We start from the raw sequence: 17,266 nt of genomic DNA, 5'->3' as shown, positions 1-17,266 counted from the left end.
AGGTCGTCATGCCAGCAGTGACCGTCGAGAACCCGTTGACCCTGCCGCGGGTCTCCGCCCCGGCGGGCGCCCCGCAGCGGCCGGTGCTGTACGTCGGCACGGCTCCGGCGGGCTTCGAGGGCGAGGGATTCCCCGTGCGCAGGGCCTTCGCGGGGATCAATTACAAGTATCGACGGCACCTTCGTCCACCGCGACTCGCACGGCGGCGGTGGCGTCATCACCGACGGCGACACGCAGTGGATGACGGCCGGCTCCGGCCTGCTGCACATCGAGACGCCGCCGGAGGAGCTGGTCGCCAGCGGCGGGCTCTTCCACGGCCTCCAGCTGTGGGTGAACCTGCCGAGTACGGACAAGATGCTGGCGCCGAAGTACCAGGACATCCGCGGGGGCAGCGTCAGGCTGCTGGCCTCCGAGGACGGCGGGTCGCTCGTCCGGCTGATCGCCGGTGACGTGGGCGGGCACGCGGGGCCGGGCGCCACGCACACGCCCATCACGATGATCCACGCCTCCGTGAGCCCCGGCGCGGAGCTGGCGCTCCCGTGGCGCCCCGACTTCAACGCCCTGGCCTACGGGCTCGCCGGGCACGGCTCGGCGGGCGCGGAGGGGCGGCCCTTCGCGATGGGGCAGACGGTCGTCTTCGGGCAGGGCGACTCGGTGACCATCCGGGCCGACAAGAAGCAGGAGTCCCGGACGGAGAACTTCGAGGTAGTGCTGCTCGGGGGGCTGCCGATCCGTGAACCGATGCAGCACTACGGCCCGTTCGTCATGAACACCCACGCCGAACTGGCCCAGGCGTTTGACGACTACCAGGCGGGCCGCCTGGGCGTGATCCCCGCGTCGTAGCCCCGGCGGAGGGGCGGGGCCCAGCCCACCGGGACCGGCGGGCGCCTAGCCCACCGGGACCGAGGGGACCCCTGCCCCCTCCTTCTCGTGCAGTTCGAACCAGATGTTCTTGCCCTCCCCCCGTGGGTCCACCCCCCACGCCCCGGCCAGGAGTTCCATCAGCACCAGCCCCCGCCCCGACGAGGCCATCTCGCCGGGGTGCCGGCGGTGCGGCAGTTCGTCGCTGCTGTCCGAGACGTCGACGCGGACGCACCGCGTCCCGTGTTCCCCGCTGATGCGGGCGATGAGCACCGCGTCCCCGTCCGTGTGGACGAGGACGTTGGTGACCATCTCCGAGACCATGAGGACGGCGGAGTCGACCTGGTCCTCGTCCGGCCAGTCGTGCAACAGGTCGCGCACCTGCTGCCGCGCCTCCGCGATGCGTTCCGGTTCGGCCTGGGCGATGGTGAGGACCGTCCGCCGCACCGGGTGCGGCAGAGCCGAGGGCTCCGCGCCCGCCGTGCCGTCCTCGCGGGCCAGCAGCAGGACGGCGATGTCGTCCTCGCGCCGGTCCAGGAGCGGCCCGGTCGTGTAGTGGGAGGACGGGCCGTGGACGGCCCGGACGAGGGCGTCCGCGAGCGCCTCCAGGTCGCTGCCGTCGGGCCCGACGCCGCCCCCGCCGAGTTCGAGCGGCTGTCCCTCGATGACCTCGCGCAGCCGGTCCCACCCGCTGTCCAGGTCGTGGCCGCCGGTCTCGATCAGCCCGTCCGTGCAGACGATCATCGTCTCGCCGGGTTCGAGGACGAGCCGCGTCGTGGGGTAGTCCGTGTCGGGGTCGATGCCGAGCGGCAGCCCGCCCGCGGTGTTGCGGACGAGCATGGTCCCGTCGCCGAGCCGGATGGCCGGGTTGGGGTGCCCGGCGCGGACGATGTCGAGCCGCCCGCTCTCCGGGTCGACCTCGATGTACAGGCAGGTCGCGAAGCGCGGCTCGGCCTCGTCGCCCTCGGTCTCGGAGGCGTTGATCCCGGCCAGGAAGTGGGAGGCCCGGGAGAGGACCGCGTCGGGGTGGTGGCCCTCGGAGGCGTAGGCGCGCAGGGCGATCCGGAGCTGGCCCATGAGCCCGGCGGCCCGTACGTCGTGGCCCTGGACGTCGCCGATGACGAGGGCGATCCTGCCGAGGGGGAGCGGGATCATGTCGTACCAGTCGCCGCCGACCTCCAGCCCGCCGCCGGTGGGCACGTAGCGCGCGGCGACGGACATCCCGGGGATGTCCTGCTGCAGCGTGGGCATCATGGACCGCTGCAGGCCGACGGTCAGCTCCCGTTCGGACTCGTGCACGCTGGCCCGGCTCAGGGCCTGCGCGAGCATCCGGGCCACCGTCGTCAGGACGGACCGCTCGTCGGGAGTGAAGGACACCGGCACGCTGAAGCCGGCCATCCACGCCCCGATGACCTGCCCGGCGTTGATCAGCGGCAGGAACGCCCACGACTGCCGTCCGAAGTGCGCGACGTCCTGCCAGGCCTGCGGGAAGCGGCGTTCGTAGTCCTCGGGCGCGGGCAGGTAGATCGCGCGGCCGGTGCGGATGACCTCGGCCGCCGGGTAGGCCGCGTCCATGGGGAGGTCCAGGAAGGGGTCCGCGCTGCCCGGCGCGTACCCGTGGTGCCCGATCACCCGGACCCGGTTGCCCACCGAGCTGAAGACCGCCAGCCCCGACGGCTCGAAGCCCGGCATCGACAGCCCGGCCGCCGTCCGCAGCACCTCGGCCGTCGAGCGGGCCTCCGCGAGCGCCCGTCCCGCGTCCAGCAGAAAGGCCTCGCGGTTGCGCCGCCAGTCGCCCGTGACCGCCGTCCGCGCCGCGGATGTGCCCGGCTGCGGCTCCGGCACCTCCTGCAGCGTCCCGATCAGTACGAAGTCGATCCGCCCGGCGGCCGCGGCGCGCAGCTGCGGCCGCGTGCGGCAGCGCACCGTCCGCAGGACCCGCCCCGCCTCGTCCACGACCCGCAGCCGCGCCTCGGCGAGCGTGCCCTCCGCCACGGCCAGGCTGATCACGCCCTGGATCTCCACCCAGTCCACGGCGTGGAAGCGGGCCCTGGTGGCGGATTCCGTCAGCTCCGTACGGGTGGCCGGGAGTCCCAGCAGCCGGGCGGCCTCGGCGTCGAAGGTGGCGATGCGCGTGGCGTTGTCCCAGTGCCACAGGCCGGTCGCGGTGGCGGCCAGTACGTCCTCGGTGCGCATTGCCCTACTTTATGCAGGTCCGCGCCATGGGTACCACCGAAGGTACGGTGGGCGGATCTTTACAACCGCGCAGTACCCTTGCTCCCGTGTTGTATGCACGCCAGCCCCGTGCCGCAGGTACGAGCCCTGCGCGGTAGGCGGGCTGGCCCACGCCCTCGATCACGACTTGGATGAACGATGCATCGGTACCGGTCCCACACCTGCGGCGAGCTCCGTGCGGCTGACGTCGACACCGACGTGCGACTGAGTGGCTGGCTGCACAATCGGCGCGACCTGGGCGGCATCCTCTTCATCGATCTCCGCGACCACCACGGCCTGGTGCAGCTCGTGGCCCGTCCCGGCACCCCCGCCAACGAGGCGCTGAGCCACCTCACCAAGGAGACCGTCGTCCGCATCGACGGCAAGGTCGTCAGCCGTGGTGCCGACAACATCAACCCCGAGCTCCCCACCGGTGAGATCGAGGTCGAGGTCGACGCGGTCGAGGTCCTCGGCGCCGCCGAGCCGCTGCCCTTCACCATCAACGCCGAGGACGGGGTGAACGAGGAGCGCCGCCTGGAGTACCGCTTCCTCGACCTGCGCCGCGAGCGCATGCACAGCAACATCATGCTGCGCTCCGCCGTCATCGCCTCCATGCGCGAGAAGATGACCGCCCTCGGCTTCAACGAGATGGCCACCCCGATCCTGTCCGCCACCTCCCCCGAGGGCGCGCGCGACTTCCTGGTGCCGTCCCGTCTGCACGCCGGCAAGTTCTACGCCCTGCCGCAGGCCCCGCAGCAGTTCAAGCAGCTGCTGATGATCGCGGGCTTCGACCGCTACTTCCAGATCGCGCCCTGCTTCCGTGACGAGGACGCCCGCGCCGACCGCTCGCCGGGCGAGTTCTACCAGCTCGACGTGGAGATGTCCTTCGTCGAGCAGGAGGACGTCTTCCAGGTCATCGAGAAGGTCATGACCGACCTCTTCGAGGAGTTCGGCAACGGCCGCCACGTCACCTCGCCGTTCCTGCGGATCCCCTTCCGCGAGGCCATGCTCAAGTACGGCTCCGACAAGCCGGACCTGCGCGCCGAGCTGGAGCTCGTGGACGTCTCCGACGTCTTCGAGGGCTCGGAGTTCAAGGCCTTCGCCGGCAAGCACGTCCGTGCGCTGGCCGTCCCGAACACGGGTGACCAGCCGCGCAAGTTCTTCGACGGCCTCGGCGACTACGCGGTCGAGCAGGGCGCGAAGGGCCTGGCCTGGGTGCGTGTGGGCGAGGAGAACGCCCTCACCGGCCCGATCGCCAAGTTCCTCACCGAGGAGAACGTCAAGGCCCTCGTGGAGCGCCTCGGCCTGGAGCCCGGCCACGCGATCTTCTTCGGCGCGGGCGAGTTCGACGAGGTCTCCAAGATCATGGGCGCCGTGCGCGTCGAGGCCGCCAAGCGCGCCGGCCAGTTCGTGGAGGACGTCTTCCGCTTCTGCTGGATCGTCGACTTCCCGATGTTCGAGAAGAACGAGGACACCGGCCAGATCGAGTTCTCGCACAACCCGTTCTCCATGCCGCAGGGCGGCCTGGAGGCGCTGAACACGATGGACCCGCTGGACATCCTGGCCTGGCAGTACGACATCGTCTGCAACGGCATCGAGCTGTCCTCCGGCGCCATCCGCAACCACGAGCCCGAGGTCATGTACCGCGCGTTCGAGATCGCGGGCTACTCCAACGAGGACGTGGAGCGCGAGTTCGGCGGCATGCTGCGCGCCTTCAAGTTCGGCGCCCCGCCGCACGGCGGCATCGCCCCGGGCGTGGACCGCATCGTGATGCTCCTGGCCGACGAGCCGAACATCCGCGAGACCATCGCCTTCCCGCTCAACGGCAACGCTCAGGACCTGCTGATGGGCGCCCCGAGCGAGGTCGAGGAGGCCCGCCTGAAGGAGCTCCACCTGTCGATCCGCAAGCCGGTCGTCAAGTAGTTCCCCGGTAGGTCCGTACGTCCGTGAGCCCCCGCGCCGTCCTCGGCGCGGGGGCTCATGCGTGTCGTCAGGGACCCGTCCTTCAGTAGCCCGTCTCGCCGTCCGTGCGCTCGCGCAGCAGGTCCGCGTGCCCGTTGTGCCGCGCGTACTCCTCGATCATGTGCAGGAAGATCCACCGCAGGGAGACGTCCTGCCCCCGCACCGTCCCCGTCGCGTCCAGCGACAGCGGCGCGCAGGCGGCCCGGGCCCGGGCGACCTCTTCCTTCCACACGGCCATGGCCTCCGCGAGGCTCGCGTCCGGCGCGACGACGAGGCCCACGTTCTCCTCGCCCAGGTCTTCGGCGGTTCTCGCCCCGCCGCCCGCTTCCGGCCCGTACAGCGGCGGCGCCGCCTGGCTCTGCAGCACTCTGCGGAACCACTGCCGCTCCACCTCGCCCATGTGCTGCACGAGCCCCAGCAGGCTCAGCGTGGACGGGGGAGCCGCCGGCTCCCGTGCCTGCTCGTCGGTCAGCCCGTGGACTTTGCGCGCGAGGGTGGCGCGCTGGAAGTCCAGCCAACTCTCCAGTGTGGTGCGCTCATCGGCCGTCAGGGGTGGGATGGCCCGCTCTGTCGTCACCATGACGGCAGTATGACGGCAGCGTCACATGAGTGCGGTCACCATGGGCAGCTTCGGGCAGCATCCCGCCGCGCTGTGCACGGCCCGCGACAGCTGCCGCCGCGTGATCGACGGCCGCCACAGCACGGACTCCACGCCGTACTCCGCCACCGCCATCAGCTCGCTCTCCCCGAGCTCGTCCGCGACCAGCACCACGGGCGCCTCGCCCGCGCGGGTCAGCCGCCGCAGGGTGGCCGCCGCGGCCGGGTCGTCGGCTCCCATGAGGACGAACTCGACGTCCCCGTCCTCGTCCCGCCGCACCACCTGCACCTCGGGCAGCACGGCCCGCACCTCCCGGGCGAACCGGGCCCGCGCCAGCTCGTCGGTCGCGTGCACGCTGATGGTGATCGGCTTCTTGAACACTGCTCTTCCTCGTCTCCCCGGCTTCCCCGTACGGTGTGGCCTCCAGCCTGGTCCGCCGGTCTCAACGGACGATTACCGTTCCATCAACAGGCAGCACGGAGGGCCCGGAACCTCCTCGGTTCCGGGCCCTCGGCTGCTTGCTGTGCGGTCTGCGGGGTGACTAGGCCGCCGGCTCCTCGCCGCCGCCGAAGCGCTCGCGGTAGGCGGCCAGATCATCCTCGGTGATCTTCGCGAAGAGCACCGGCGGGACGCTGAACGGCGTACCGGCCGGGACGAAGGACAGCGAGCGGGCCTCGTCCGCCGTGACCCACGTCCGCGTGTCGTCGGCGAGCTCGAACGCCAGGCGCATGGCCGACGCCGACTGCGGGATGAACGGCTCCGAGATCACCGAGTACAGGTGGATCAGGTTCATCGCCGTGCGCAGCGTCAGCGCCGCGGCCTCCGGGTCGGTCTTGATCTCCAGCCAGGGGGCCTTGGTCTCCAGGTACGAGTTGCCCGCGCTCCACAGTGCACGCAGGGCCTGGGCGGCCTTGCGGTACTGCATGGCCTCCATGTGCTCCTCGTACTCCTGGAGCAGCTGGGCGATCTCGCGGCCCAGGTTCGTCTCGGCCTCGCCCGCCTCGGCGCCGGCCGGGACCGTCTCGCCGAAGCGCTTCTTCGAGAACGACAGCACGCGGTTGACGAAGTTGCCGAGGACGTCGGCGAGGTCCTTGTTCACCGTGGCCGAGAACAGCTCCCACGTGAACGACGTGTCGTCCGACTCGGGGGCGTTGGCCATCATGAAGTAGCGCCAGTAGTCGGCGGGCAGCAGCTCCAGGGCGTCGTGCGTGAAGACGCCGCGCTTCTGGGACGTGGAGAACTTGCCGCCGTAGTAGTTCAGCCAGTTGAAGGCCTTGACGTAGTCGACCTTCTTCCACGGCTCGCGGACGCCGAGCTGGGTGGCCGGGAACATCACCGTGTGGAACGGGACGTTGTCCTTGCCCATGAACTGGGTGTAGCGGACGTCCGTCGCCTCGTACCACCAGGACTTCCAGTCCCGGTTCTCCGGGTCCTGGTCAGCCCACTCCTTCGTCGCGCCGATGTACTCGATCGGGGCGTCGAACCAGACGTAGAAGACCTTGCCCTCGGCCGCCAGCTCCGGCCACGTGTCCGCCGGGACCGGCACGCCCCAGTCCAGGTCACGCGTGATCGCGCGGTCGTTCAGCCCCTCGGTCAGCCACTTGCGGGCGATCGAGGACGCCAGGACCGGCCAGTCCTTGCCGTGCTCGTCGATCCACGCCTCGACCTCGCCCTGCAGCTTCGACTGGAGGAGGAAGAGGTGCTTGGTCTCGCGGACCTCCAGGTCGCTGCTGCCGCTGATCGCCGAGCGGGCGTCGATCAGGTCCGTCGGGTCCAGGACGCGCGTGCAGTTCTCGCACTGGTCGCCACGGGCCTTGTCGTAGCCGCAGTGCGGGCAGGTGCCGACGATGTAGCGGTCGGGCAGGAAGCGGCCGTCCGCCAGGGAGTAGACCTGGCGGATCGAGCGCTCCTCGATGAACCCGTTCTGCTGCAGCTGCCGCGCGAAGTGCTGGGTGATCTCGCGGTTCTGCGGGGAGGAGCTGCGGCCGAAGTAGTCGAAGGACAGCGCGAAGCCGTCGTAGATCGCCTTCTGCGCGTCGTGCTGCTTGGCGCAGAACTCGTCCACGGGCAGGCCGAGCTCCTTGGCGCCCAGCTCGGCCGGGGTCCCGTGCTCGTCGGTGGCACAGATGAACAGCGTCTCGCGACCGGTCTGGCGGAGGTACCGGGCGTACACGTCCGCCGGGAGCATGGACCCCACCATGTTGCCCAGGTGCTTGATCCCGTTGATATACGGAAGGGCGCTGGTGATGAGGTGTCGAGCCATTTCGGCTGCTCCCTGGTCGCGGGTGTATATGGAGGCCTTTAGCGTATCCGAGCGACCGGGGCTGACCGCGCGCCGTTTCTTCCGGCCATCTCAGGCCATCCAGGTGCGCCAGGGCCGGGTGATCACCTCCCGGTAGGTGTGGTGGGAGGGGTTCCGCCCGGCATGCCGGAAGGTCCAGGCCTGGGCGGCGGCCGGGTCCTCGCCCGGGGCGGAGCGCTCCTCGCAGACGGCGCACTGCATCGCGTACGTGACGGGCTCGGCGTCGGGCTCGCGGTCAGGGGTCAGTGTCCAGGTACCGAAGCGGTAGACGCTCCGCGGGGTTCGGGGAGTCCGCGGGGTTCGGGGGGGATTTTCATTACTCACGGCGTATAGATGCCCACGGGGGCGTAGCGTGACGTGTTACGGGATGGATACGGGCCGTGATGTGCGGAATCTCTGGCCAGAGGGTATGCCATCTGTGACAGGGGAGGGTCTGCGGGCATGGGCGAGGTTTTTCTTCCGGTCAACCATCGGTACCTCGGAAACCAGTTCATGATGTGGCGCCAGGAGGCGGGGCTGTCACGGGAAGAAGTCGCCGAAGCGGTCGGCTATTCCGCGGAAATGGTGAGGTCCGTGGAACAGGGGCGGCGCGCGTGCCCGCCGCGGATGGCGGAGATCGCGGATGAGCTCTTCGGGGCGCGGGGAAAATTGAAGGCGGGGCTCGGGTATCTCACGAGGGAGAAGTTTCCCGCGCGAACGCGCGACTACATCCGGCACGAGGCCGAAGCGCTCAGTATCTGGTCGTACGAGTGTGCCCTGATGCCCGGGCTCCTGCAGACCGAGGAGTACGCGCAGGCGCTGATCGGGGATCGCTGCCCGGCCTTGGATGAGGAGACGGTAGCTGAGCGGGTCGCAGCGCGGATGGCACGCAAGCACCTCCTCACTCGCAAGCCCTCCGCAGAGTTCAGCTTCGTGATCTACGAGGCTGCGCTGCGTTCTCCGATGGGGGGCGCGGCGGTGCACAAGCGTCAGCTGCTCCACCTGCTGGAGGCCGGGAGTATGCGCAATGTGGCCCTGCAGGTACTTCCTTTCAGCAAGGTCGTTTCCTCGGCGTTGAGCGGGTCGCTCGTGATCCTGGAGACCAAAGATCACGTGCGGATGTCTCTGGCTGAGGGGCAGCAAATGAGTCTCCTGACTTCGGACAGCGATGAGGTGCACGTCATGACGGAGCGCTATGCGAAGTTCCGAATGGAGGCGCTCAACGCCGAGGACTCTGCACAATTCATCCAGAGATTGGTAGATGAGCTGTGAATGACGGTCTGGCATGGTTCAAGTCCAGCTATAGCGACGACGATGGCAGCAACTGTGTGGAAGTGGCATTGCCGTGGCAAAAGTCCAGCTATAGCGACGGGGATGGCAGCGAGTGTGTCGAAGTTGCACTGCCGTGGCGAAAGTCCAGCCGCAGCGACGACGAAGGTGACAACTGCGTCGAGATAGCCAGCAGCTCCTGCGGCGTCCATATACGCGACTCCAAGGAGAAGGCTGGCCCCCAACTCGCCGTAGGCGCCCCCGCCTGGGCGGGGTTTGTCGCCTACATCGCCGCGGCGTAAAGGCGCCGACCCGGGCTGGGATCCGTGGGGTGGGTGCGGGTGAGAACAGGCTGGCAGCGGGGGGACAGGTGGGGGGCTCGGGTTCGGTGGGTGAGGTGTGCGGCCGGTGGGCGGTTGGGCGCCGTACTCCTGCCGTCACGGATGCACGCGCGTGAGGAGACCGGTCCCATAAACCTGGGCTGGCGGGGAGCTGGCAGCTGCCGCGATGTGGCTGGGCCCGTCGTGGGCGCTTCGCTCGGTTTCCCGCCGTTGTGGTTGCTCGTCCGGCTGCGGGATGCACTTGGGCGCGGTAATCAACCGGCGTGGGTGGAGGGCGGCGGATAAGTGACCCGGGATGACGGCCGAGCACCTCAACGACCCCACGAAGCTGCCCCTGTCACAGACGAGCCCACTCGGGGACAGTTAGCCGCCCGCCGCGGCGGATAAGCGGGCCGAGTTGCAGGCCGCAAGCCACCTGCAGCCCCACCACGCGCTCTCTGTCACAGGAACCCCCGCTCAGGGACACCCGGCTGCCCGGCCACGACGGTGGCGAGCTGAGCGAAGCGCCCACGACGGCAGGCACCACATCGCGGCAGCTGCCAGCTCCCCCTCAGCCACAGACGGACAGACCGGTCTCCTCACGCAGCCGCATCCGTGACGGCAGGAGTACGGCGGCCAACAACCCACCCACCGCACAGCCAACGAGCCGGACCCGAGCCCCCCACCTCTCCCCCCTGCTGCCGGCCTGTTCTGACCCGCGCCCGACCCACGGATCCCAACCACACCACTCCGCGCCCACCCCCGGGCCCCGAATCCCGAGGCTCGGGGTTCCCCCTCAGGGCCGTCGGACGCCGTTCACCCCGTCCCCGCCTGGGCTGGTGGCTCACTGGATCAGGTCGGTGTGCGGATGGTCCGGGGACTCCGGGCAGACGTAGAGCTGCAGATTGTTGGTCCTGGAGATATGGACCTTGGGCGGGCTCGACGCGCCGCCATTGCCGGACTCGGCGAGGTCTCGATCCTCGTACGGGACCCAACTCTTGCTGCCGCTGTCCCATTCGACCGAGGCTATGGTCAGCAGCGGGACCATGCCGGCGCCGCAATCGGCGCAGAACCGGGCGACAGGATCGGTGAGGCCCCACGGGGCCCAGCCGCCGACCTTCCAGCCCGGGGCGTCGGACAGCGCGCTCGAGTAGAACGCCTCCGGGTAGGGAGCGTAGGAGCTGTCCACACCGGCGTCGGCTGCCTGCCACCTGCTCCAGTCCTTCAGCGGCTGCTGCAGCTCCTTGCTCAGCTCCAAGTAGTTGGGGTACTCGGTGATCTGCTCCGGCGCGAGCATGCACGGCACCGGCAAGTAGCCTTCGTATTCCCCCTCGGTCGACTCGGGCGGCGCGGCGAGGACGTCGGTGACCTCGGCAGCGGATCGCCAGACCAGCACGGTCGGCGGCTTGTAATCCGGCTCGTGCTCCCAGGGACACCACAGCACCTGGAGCAGATCGGCCCCAACGGGTGGTCGCAGCAGGGGTACGTCGCGCACGTACAGCTGGGCCACGGGCACCATGGGGTTCGGCCCCTCGTACTCCTCGTCGGTCGAACTGTCGTACAACCCGTGCGCCTCGTCGCAGTACGGCCACGGCTCGTCGGCGGGCCACAGCAGCGGCCCGCCGACCGAACTGTCGCGCGGCGACGGAGACCCGGGACGGGGATGCAACCGGATCGCCGTGCGTGCCAGCGGGCCCAGTTCAGGGAAGAGCGCGGCGACGTCGAGCGGCCGCGGCGGGGTGGTACGGGTGACGTTCATGGCGGTGATGCTGCCAGCAGCCTCTGACATCCCACCCACCACGCCGAGCTTCGGGATTCGGGGGCCGGGATTCGAGCGATCCATACACGGAATGGGCGGGAGGTTTCTCCCCACCCTCCCACCCAAGCCTCGCGCGGACGCGCGCAAGCACGCGCGTAACCACACCCATATGACTTTCCGCAACTGGGCCACCACGCCACGCGTTCGGCGTGTAGCGTGCGCCACAACAAAGCGACCCCGGGCCGGTGTTGGAGCACCGAGCCGGGGTCTGACCGACGAGATCAAGAGAAAGTTGATCTGGTGGCTACCGCTCAGCTTACCGCTCCCCCCATGGCCGCGCCCGGCTACGGCAAGCGTTCCGCGCCCGGCCAAGCCCCGCGCGGCCGGGACGACTTCGCTCATCTGCCCGCCCGCGAAGCCTCCATCGCCGCTCACATCGACCGGCTTCCCGACGGCGCCGCCGTCGACATCAAGACCCTCGCCAAAGAGCTCGCCGCCTACGGACAGCAGGCCGTCGCCTCCGCCCTCAATGCCCTGTCCGAGGCCGGCCACCTGCGCCGCGTCCGGCGCGTCGTCGGCGAGGGGCGTACCCAGTGGGTGTCCCGCTGGTTCTTCTCCCGCACGGCGCGTAGCGACGCCTGGTGGAAGGCTTTCCTGGATGACCTCCTGGAGGGCTCCGGCGGCAAGCCGAAGCCGGTCCCTGCAAGGGCCGCGACGACCGTGACGGCCGCCGCGCCCCAAGACCAGGACCAAGACCACGCCCGCCCCGAGGCCTCCCCCGCCTACATCGCCCTCGCCACCCTCGGCCTCTCCGACCCCCGCCTCACCCTCTCCGCCGCCGACTGCGCCGCCCTCGAACCCCTCGCGGCCGAGTGGTTCGCGCGGGGCATCACGCCACAGGACTTCGCGCGGATCCTCTGCAACGGGCTCCCCGACGTCATCCACTGCCCCGGTGCTTTCACTCGCAAGAGGCTCATCGACCGGCTCCCTCCGGAGCCGTTCCCCACCCCGCATGCAGAGGCGCAGGCCGCGCCCACACCCCGCTGGGACATGGAATGCACCGACTGCGGCACCCCGGGCCGCCCCGAAGCGCTCCCCGGCGGTCTCTGCCGCACCTGCCGCGGCGTCGAACCGCCCCCGGACGCCCCGGACTCGGCTGACGTCCGCGCCCGCGTCGCACGGCTGCGCGCCATGACCCGGCAAGGCCGCCGCCCTGCCGAAGTCGGCCAAAATGCACCTCAGCCACAATTCGCCTAGTGCCCCCGCAGCTCCCTTGACACTCTGCCGCGGTGCTGCGAATTCACTTCACCGACACAGATCTGCTCAACACGCGCGTGGCGACCGGCCCCGACCCCCAGTGGGAACTGGTGCTGAGTCTGCGGCACTTACGAAGACGCGTCGTGCCGCCGCGCTACGGCGACTGGCACCGCGACGTCCTCGCGCAGCTGCCCCACCCGCGGCCGCCCGAGGCGTACCGGGAGGTCGCCATCGACCCGTACTGGGAGGACATCCGGTCCAGCGTCGACGGCGACCGCGCCCTGCGGATCCGGGCCCTCCTCGACGGCGGGGTCAACGGGCTGCTCCGCAGCTACGTGCCCACCATGCGGTGGATGCCGCCGACCCTGCACGTCCGCAGCGCCGTGGACCGGGACTGCGACCTCCGCGGCCGGGGGCTGCTGCTCCAGCCGTCGCACTTCTGCCACGGCGTGGGGCACCTGCCCGAGGACCCGGCCGCACCGCCCGTCCTCGTACACCCGGCGGCTCAGCCGCAATCCGACCCCGCGGGCGACAAGGCGCTGGCCCGGCTCATGGGCGCCACGCGCGCCGGGATCCTCATCGCCGCCGGGACGGCCTGCACGTCCGGGGAGCTCGCCCGCCGCGTAGGCGTCTCCGCGCCGACGGTCAGCCATCACCTGTCGGCCCTGCGGGACGCGGGCCTGCTCAGGACCGTCCCGAACGGAACGAGCGCGCTGCACGTCCGTACGCGTACGGGTTCCGCGCTCGTGAATTCGAGCTGCGAGTTTCGATGAGGATCGAAGGCGCTGTCTTTTGTCACGCCCGCCGGACAGGATGGCGACCGAAACCGAAACGCTTCCTGCAAACGAGCGAAACAGGAGGGTTTTCGTATGAGGTTCAAGCGTCTGGCCGTGGCCGGGGCGATTGCCGTCGCCACCGCGGGTTCGGGTCTTCTGGCCACCTCGCCGGCATCCGCGGCGACGGACAGTTTCACGCAGAGCTGCTCGACCGGCTATGCGTGTCTGTTCTACTACCAGAACTACACGGGTGCGATCTACAAGCAGTACAGCAACGACGCGAACTACCGGGACAACAACTTCGTGTCGAGCAGCTCGACGCGGGGCAGCGAAGGCTCGAACGCGACCGTGCGCAACAATGCGGCGTCGGTCGACAACTGGGACTTCAACAGCGCCTTCACGGTCTACTCGATGCCGAACTACCAGGGCGCGCACCAGCGCATCGCGCCCGGCGGCGCCGCGAACCTCAACGACCACCTGCGGAACAACAACGAGTCCGGTCGGTTCAGTTGACCGAGCTGTCCTCGCGTACAGGGAGCCCCGCCCGTCGTCACGGGCGGGGCGCTCTCACTGTCACCCTCGCGGGCGTTCTTCTCGCGGCCGCGGGGTGTTCGTCGTCCTCCTCCGGCGACAAGGTTCCCCAGCCCAGTGCTTTTCCCGCGATGACGTCCGCCGCCTCCCACTCCCTTCCCATCGACCCTTACCTCCTCACCAATGACCAGGCCGACCGCCTCGATTCCGCCCGGCGCACCCTCGTAGAACGCTGCATGCGCCGCTTCGAGGTCACTTATCAACCACCCGCCCCCGCAACCCCCTTCCGGCCGAAGACCCGTACGCAGTACCGCTACGGCATCACCGATCCGGTCGAAGCCGCCCGCTACGGCTTCGCCCCGCCTGGCAGCCCGCGGACTCCGCCCAAGCCGCCTCCGCCGCCCTCCCTCACTCCCGAGGCGACCATCGTCCTCACCGGCACGGACGACCCCAAGGTCAAGCCCGGAACCGCCGCCGCGAAGGGCGGCCAGCGCATCAAGGGGCGTACGGTCCCCCCGGGCGGCTGTACAGGCGAAGCCCGGTCCGCGCTCCGGGCGGACAACGCCGAGGCCGGGGGAGACGCCCCGGTCGCCGACCGGATCAACACCGGGAGCTTCGAGCGGTCGCAGCGGGACCCGCGCGTGGTGGCCGTCTTCGACCAGTGGGCGGCCTGCATGAAGCAGCGCGGCTTCCCGGCGTACGGGGACCCGCTCAAGGCGGGTGCCGACCCGGCCTGGCGCACGCCCGAGGCGTCCGCGAAGGAGCGGGAGACGGCGGCGGCCGACGCGCAGTGCAAGAAGGAGCACAACGTGGTGGGCGTCTGGTTCGCGGTGGACGCGGCGTACCAGCGGCAGGAGATCGAGCGGAACGCGAAGGAACTGGCCGCCGTCAAGGCCGAGCTCGCGACCCGCCAGGAACTGGCCGGGGCTGCCCTGGGCACCCTCCCTCCCCGGCCCTAGGGTGGGCGGCCTGAACCGGCACGTACCGACGTCCGCTCCGTACCCAGGAGGGTTCATGAGCGTCCACGCCACAACCACGTACCTGGTCAGGAACCACAAGACCGGGCTCTATCTGACGGTCCGGGGACTCAGCAGGCACGACGCCGCCGACATCGTCCAGGAGCCGCTCCACGACTGGCCGCAGCGGGCGAGCCAGGCGTGGCGCCTGGAGCCCGGGCAGGGCGGCGAGAACGTCTACCGCCTGCAGAACCAGCACAGCGGGCGCTATCTGCAGGTGCGGCACTGCCGCAAGGACCCGGGCGCACCGGCCGAGCAGCGGCACCTGGAGGAGAACGACCCGGCGTATCAGAGCCAGACCTGGGAGATCCGCAACGGCGACGAATACAGGATCATCAACGTCCACAGCGGGCTGGAGCTGAACGTCCGCGGCCACTCGGCGGCCGTCGATGCCGTCGTCGAGCAGCAGGCGGGGGACGAGGAGAACAGCGTCTGGCGCTTCGAGGCCGTGGAGCCGCGCGGGGAGGCGAAGCTCTTCCACGCGCTGGCGGGAACGCTCGTGGAGCCGAGTTCGCGCGGGCTGCTGTCCACGCTCACCAATGCGCTCAAGGCCTCGCTGGAGGCGTCCGGCGGGATCTTCGGCACGGTGTCGAAGTGGGTGCCGGGGAGCACGACGCCGTACGTCGCCTTCGACGGCTTCCGCGGCGACGAGACCATCCGCTTCTCGCAGCGCAACCGGGTGGAGACGGGCGGGCCGCGGAAGATCAGCGAGCAGTTCCCGCACCTGCCGAAGGAGTTCCACGGGGGCTTCGACTTCGTGACGCGGGCGCCGGGGTGGAGCGATCACCGGTACCTGGGCGTCAAGGGCGACCTGGTGGTGGAGTTCTCGGAGCGGGGGAGCGGCGAGAGCCTGCGGAGCACCGACTTCTACTACCCGCGGGAGCAGCTGGAGCCGGTGATCGGCGGGGCGGTGAAGGCGGCGGTGCCGGGGACGCCGGACGGCCGCTACCACCTGGTGTTCGGGGAGAAGGGCGCGACGGCGCTGATCGACCTGCCGCGGGCGCCGGGCGCAGGGCGGCGGGGCGCCGACCGGCGCGACGTGCGGCCGGTGCGGCTGGACCACCTGCCCGAGCCGTGCAGGCCCGATGCGATCGCGTCGGCGGCGGTGGGCGACGAGATGCACTTCTTCGCGGTCAAGGGCGATCAGTACCTCGTCTTCACCTTCCGCGAGGTGATCCACGGGCCGGGGAAGATCCTCGACGCGTACCCGTTCCTGCTGGGGCTGTGGGGCTGAGCGCAGAGGACCGTAAAGGACCGCCGGGCCGTTGTGACCGGGTGGCGGGGGCTGCCCCTCCCGCCACCCGGTTCCCCCTCCCTCTCAAGGAAGCCTCAGAGGAAGTAGACGACGTCGACCTGCCCGTCGGCCCGGTAGGAGAATCCGGCCTCCCCGCTGCCCTGGGCGGGCGGCTGGGTGACGAAGTCGACGGCGTCCTGGAGGGAGGCGAAAGTGCCCGCGTGGGACGTCTTCACCTCGGCTTCCTCGCTGGGGACGGCTTCGCCGGGAACGGCCATGAGAGCTCCTGTACGCCTATGCATCGTATGCGAAGAGTGATCCTGCGATTACCAACCGTAGTTGTTCGATCGGCTCTCCGTAACCGCGCTCCAGGGGCGCGCGGAGGCATCCCCAGGGGCGCGAGCGGCGCGTTCATGTCACCGCTATCCAGTTAATAGAGAGGTTTGCGAAACATGTCCTCCTGTACACCGCATCCTGGGAGGGGATGCGCTGTCGAAGGAGACGGACGAGGACATGCGGGTACTGGTCGCCGAGGACGAAGAGATACTGGCCGAGCTGGTCGCCACGGGCCTGCGCCGGGCCGGGTTCGCCGTGGACACCGTCTACAGCGGTGACGCCGCCATCGCCTACCTCTCCCTCCACGACTACGACGTCGTGGTGCTCGACCGCGACCTGCCCCGCGTCCACGGCGACGACGTCGCCCGCCACCTCGTCGCGAACGGCTCCCGCACCCGCATCCTGATGCTCACCGCCGCCGGCTCGATGGAGGACCGCGTGGCGGGGCTGGACCTGGGAGCCGACGACTACCTGCCCAAGCCGTTCGAGTTCCCCGAGCTGATCTCGCGGGTGCGGGCGCTGCGGCGGCGCAGCGCCCGCCCGGCGCCGCCGCTGCTGGAGAAGGCCGGGCTGCGGCTCGACACCGTGCGCCGGACCGCCGATCGCGAGGGCCGCGACCTCGACCTCTCGCCCAAGGAGTTCGCCATCCTGCAGCTGCTGCTGGAGGCCGACGGGGCGGTCGTCAGCGCGGAGGAGCTGCTGGAGCGCGCGTGGGACGCCCACGCCGACCCGTTCACGGGCGCGGTGCGCGTGGCGATGAGCAAGCTGCGCGGCAAGCTCGGGGAGCCGGCGCTGATCCGTACGGTGCAGGGCGTGGGGTACGCCCTGTGAGGTCTGTGAGGTCTGCGAGCG

General features: G+C 70.1%; 16 protein-coding genes and 1 pseudogene. 10 read left to right on the top strand and 7 right to left on the bottom strand.

The genetic code is table 11. The features are described from left to right. The first annotated feature begins 8 nt into the window (after positions 1 to 8). Positions 9 to 843: pseudogene (locus IE241_RS32380) on the top strand (pirin family protein). A gap of 45 nt (positions 844 to 888) precedes the next feature. On the opposite strand, the gene IE241_RS32375 reads toward IE241_RS32380, so the two are convergent. Next, positions 889 to 3,057: an ATP-binding SpoIIE family protein phosphatase gene (locus IE241_RS32375; protein ID WP_190025443.1), complete on the bottom strand. Its 2,169-nt coding sequence runs from the start codon at positions 3,055 to 3,057 to the stop codon at positions 889 to 891. Between the two features lie 177 nt (positions 3,058 to 3,234). Between IE241_RS32375 and aspS the strand changes: the two genes are divergently transcribed. Then, positions 3,235 to 4,998, top strand: coding sequence for an aspartate--tRNA ligase (aspS, locus tag IE241_RS32370; protein ID WP_190025442.1), 1,764 nt, complete (start codon positions 3,235 to 3,237; stop codon positions 4,996 to 4,998). Between the two features lie 82 nt (positions 4,999 to 5,080). On the opposite strand, the gene IE241_RS32365 is transcribed toward aspS, so the two are convergent. The 4 genes from IE241_RS32365 to IE241_RS32350 all read right to left on the bottom strand — a co-directional run bounded on the left by IE241_RS32365 (position 5,081) and on the right by IE241_RS32350 (position 8,261). Further along, positions 5,081 to 5,617, bottom strand: coding sequence for a DinB family protein (locus IE241_RS32365; RefSeq protein ID WP_190025441.1), 537 nt, complete (start codon positions 5,615 to 5,617; stop codon positions 5,081 to 5,083). 21 nt (positions 5,618 to 5,638) lie between these two features. Further along, positions 5,639 to 6,016, bottom strand: coding sequence for a DNA-binding response regulator (locus tag IE241_RS32360; RefSeq protein ID WP_190025440.1), 378 nt, complete (start codon positions 6,014 to 6,016; stop codon positions 5,639 to 5,641). Between the two features lie 160 nt (positions 6,017 to 6,176). Then, positions 6,177 to 7,898: a methionine--tRNA ligase gene (gene metG / locus IE241_RS32355; protein ID WP_190025439.1), complete on the bottom strand. Its 1,722-nt coding sequence runs from the start codon at positions 7,896 to 7,898 to the stop codon at positions 6,177 to 6,179. Positions 7,899 to 7,988: 90 nt separating this feature from the next. Next, on the bottom strand, positions 7,989 to 8,261 hold the full coding sequence (locus IE241_RS32350) for a DUF7848 domain-containing protein (protein WP_190025438.1): 273 nt from the start codon (positions 8,259 to 8,261) through the stop codon (positions 7,989 to 7,991). A 117-nt stretch (positions 8,262 to 8,378) separates the two neighbouring features. Between IE241_RS32350 and IE241_RS32345 the strand changes: the two genes are divergently transcribed. Together IE241_RS32345 and IE241_RS32340 are read left to right on the top strand one after the other, a co-directional pair. Then, entirely contained in the window at positions 8,379 to 9,188 is an 810-nt protein-coding gene (locus IE241_RS32345) for a helix-turn-helix domain-containing protein (RefSeq protein WP_190025437.1), read from the top strand. Further along, on the top strand, positions 9,185 to 9,487 hold the full coding sequence (locus IE241_RS32340) for a DUF397 domain-containing protein (RefSeq protein ID WP_190025436.1): 303 nt from the start codon (positions 9,185 to 9,187) through the stop codon (positions 9,485 to 9,487). The genes IE241_RS32345 and IE241_RS32340 overlap by 4 nt, the downstream gene beginning before the upstream one ends. Before the next feature lie 862 nt (positions 9,488 to 10,349). On the opposite strand, the gene IE241_RS32335 is transcribed toward IE241_RS32340, so the two are convergent. Next, on the bottom strand, positions 10,350 to 11,294 hold the full coding sequence (locus IE241_RS32335) for a hypothetical protein (RefSeq protein ID WP_229900151.1): 945 nt from the start codon (positions 11,292 to 11,294) through the stop codon (positions 10,350 to 10,352). Positions 11,295 to 11,564: 270 nt separating this feature from the next. Here IE241_RS32335 and IE241_RS32330 point away from each other — a divergent pair, with 270 nt between their 5' ends. From IE241_RS32330 to IE241_RS32310, 5 genes are all read left to right on the top strand, one after another. Then, positions 11,565 to 12,521, top strand: a complete 957-nt coding sequence (locus IE241_RS32330; protein ID WP_308433771.1) for a hypothetical protein — start codon at positions 11,565 to 11,567, stop codon at positions 12,519 to 12,521. 32 nt (positions 12,522 to 12,553) lie between these two features. After that, positions 12,554 to 13,294, top strand: a complete 741-nt coding sequence (locus tag IE241_RS32325) for an ArsR/SmtB family transcription factor (protein WP_190025435.1) — start codon at positions 12,554 to 12,556, stop codon at positions 13,292 to 13,294. A 96-nt stretch (positions 13,295 to 13,390) separates the two neighbouring features. Then, a complete protein-coding gene (locus tag IE241_RS32320; RefSeq protein WP_190025434.1) occupies positions 13,391 to 13,810 on the top strand; it encodes a peptidase inhibitor family I36 protein in 420 nt (139 codons plus the stop codon). 149 nt (positions 13,811 to 13,959) lie between these two features. Then, positions 13,960 to 14,787 carry a hypothetical protein gene (locus IE241_RS32315; RefSeq protein ID WP_190025433.1) on the top strand — a complete coding sequence of 276 codons (828 nt, stop codon included), beginning with the start codon at positions 13,960 to 13,962 and terminating at the stop codon, positions 14,785 to 14,787. Between the two features lie 55 nt (positions 14,788 to 14,842). Continuing rightward, complete coding sequence (locus tag IE241_RS32310; RefSeq protein ID WP_190025432.1) at positions 14,843 to 16,078, top strand: RICIN domain-containing protein; 1,236 nt, start codon at positions 14,843 to 14,845, stop codon at positions 16,076 to 16,078. A gap of 95 nt (positions 16,079 to 16,173) precedes the next feature. Here the strand turns inward: IE241_RS32310 and IE241_RS32305 are convergent, their stop codons facing one another. Beyond that, entirely contained in the window at positions 16,174 to 16,356 is a 183-nt protein-coding gene (locus IE241_RS32305) for a hypothetical protein (RefSeq protein ID WP_190025431.1), read from the bottom strand. 235 nt (positions 16,357 to 16,591) lie between these two features. Between IE241_RS32305 and IE241_RS32300 the strand changes: the two genes are divergently transcribed. Then, on the top strand, positions 16,592 to 17,245 hold the full coding sequence (locus IE241_RS32300; protein ID WP_190025430.1) for a response regulator transcription factor: 654 nt from the start codon (positions 16,592 to 16,594) through the stop codon (positions 17,243 to 17,245). Positions 17,246 to 17,266 lie beyond the last annotated feature (21 nt).

It is taken from the genome of Streptomyces hiroshimensis (assembly GCF_014650335.1).
Lineage (GTDB): Bacteria > Actinomycetota > Actinomycetes > Streptomycetales > Streptomycetaceae > Streptomyces > Streptomyces hiroshimensis.
This window is presented reverse-complemented; position numbering and strand designations above follow the sequence as displayed.